This is a genomic window from uncultured Thiodictyon sp., assembly GCA_903837595.1.
Taxonomy (GTDB): domain Bacteria; phylum Pseudomonadota; class Gammaproteobacteria; order Chromatiales; family Chromatiaceae; genus Thiodictyon.
Map to the genome: position 1 here is coordinate 1 of CAILVI010000429.1, position 1,731 is coordinate 1,731.

Sequence of the window (1,731 nt, forward strand, 5' to 3'; positions counted from 1 at the left end):
ATTCAGCAGTTCTTGAGTTCGATCATCCAGAATTATTCTTGGATAGACGGCTTGGCTTCTTTCTAATTCATATGCTCTTACGAGACTGTTTCCGAATAAAATGCTATTCTTATGGTGCAGATCTCCACATGCAATAGCGCCTCTACAGAGAAAGCCTTTTTCAACAAGGATCTGACTAAACTCTAATGCGGCAAATAACACTATAATCGCCTGAGTCTCTGATCCAGAAATAACAATGGAATCTGAGAATGCCGTTAGTTCGATATCGAGTATACCTCGAAATAACACGCGATCTGGATCTGAATAATATTTCCCCACTCTATTCCTAATATTAGATAAGGCATCAAAAATCCCCCTGGCCTTTGATTCGTTTTTCAGGGCATTCTTGAATCCAAGAATATCAATAAAAGCAATGGCGCTCTGTTCGTAGATTTCTACAGCCATTTCAACTTTCCTGCACTATTCTCGGCATTAAATAGACGGCTGTCTACGCCCAAAAGTCTATCATTAAATCACAAAAGGTAAGAAAAGGGGGCAGGCTCGAATACATTTCAGGACGGTATTTCCGAAATTAAAGTGAGCTTGGCAAATTTACACGCACTCGCTGTACCCGGCTCGATCCCCCGGCTGCCCAGAGGCAATCGGGGAGACGTTAGCGCATGATCCATAACCCGTCAAGTAACGCTGAAAAAGTTTTTGCCGCTGAGATTGCGATATTGAGGGGTGTTCGCCGCCGGCAACTCGGTAGGCGCGGGGGACGGCTCGGGCCTCTATCAGGGGGTCTTGCGCCAGAACCTGGCGTTTATGGACCGCTTCCGGGTGGTCCAGGTCGGTTACCCCGAGCCCGCGGTCGAGAAGGCAATCATCAAGACCCAGGTCCCGAAGCTGCCGGACCTGATCGCGGAGAAGATGATCACCGTCGCCGGCGAGATTCGCCGGCTATTCGTCGGCGCCAGGGAGGGTGGGGCGGAGCTGACGGTCACGATGAGCACGCGGACCCTGGTCCGCTGGGCGGGCCTTTCGCTGACGTTCAAGGGCGCCCCGAAGGTCTTCGAGTATGCCTTGTCGCAGGCCCTGACCGCCCGCGCGGAGCCGGAGCAGCAGGAGGCGATCCACCGGATCGCGGCCGACGTGTTCGGCGACTACTGGGATGGGTCGCAACCGTGAACGGCAAGACCTACGAGTTGTTCCGTTTCACCCATCCCGATGGATCGGCCAAGGAGTGGGGCTACGCCGAGATGGGCACCGGTTCCGGACTCTTTGAGGTCCGGTGGGGAAAAGAAGGCCATCTGGTGCAAAACCAGATCGGTCTGACCCGCGCGGTCATCCATCAGCGGCGGACCGAGAAGATGAACAAGGGCTACCAGCCGGTGGGGCGGCGCCTGATCAACACGCAAGGGGAGGTCAGGCACCTCCCGCGCATTCAGTCGGCATCCGAGCACCCGCCGGCATCGCCGCTCCCGCCGAAGAAACCGACGAAGTCCGCCATCGACATCGCTGCCCTCCTGGGCGGGGATGACGACGGCTGCTACTTCGGAACCCGCTTTCTTGGCGGGTTTGCGGTGCCCAACTGTCATGCCGAGTCCTTGGCGGACAAGCTGGAGACGGTGAAGGCCGCGTTTGATGCGCAGACCCAGAGCTTCCTGTCCGGTTACGACCAGGCACTGGAGGAGTGGATCTCCAGCCTCCCAGCCTGGGAGGAGCCGATCAGGCGGGCGATCGAGCCGGCCA

General features: G+C 56.2%; 2 protein-coding genes and 1 pseudogene. 2 read left to right on the forward strand and 1 reads right to left on the reverse strand.

The window, feature by feature from the left end; genetic code table 11:
- Positions 1 to 444 (reverse strand): hypothetical protein (locus QZY44_RS25635; RefSeq protein ID WP_295454839.1); only part of this gene is annotated, 444 nt, incomplete at its 3' end.
- Positions 445 to 729: 285 nt separating this feature from the next.
- On the opposite strand from QZY44_RS25635, the pseudogene QZY44_RS25640 reads away from it, so the two are divergent.
- Positions 730 to 1,167, forward strand: a pseudogene (locus tag QZY44_RS25640) (CbbQ/NirQ/NorQ C-terminal domain-containing protein); the annotation flags it as partial.
- Positions 1,164 to 1,731 (forward strand): DUF3150 domain-containing protein (locus tag QZY44_RS25645; RefSeq protein WP_295454841.1); only part of this gene is annotated, 568 nt, incomplete at its 3' end. The pseudogene QZY44_RS25640 and the gene QZY44_RS25645, both read left to right, overlap by 4 nt.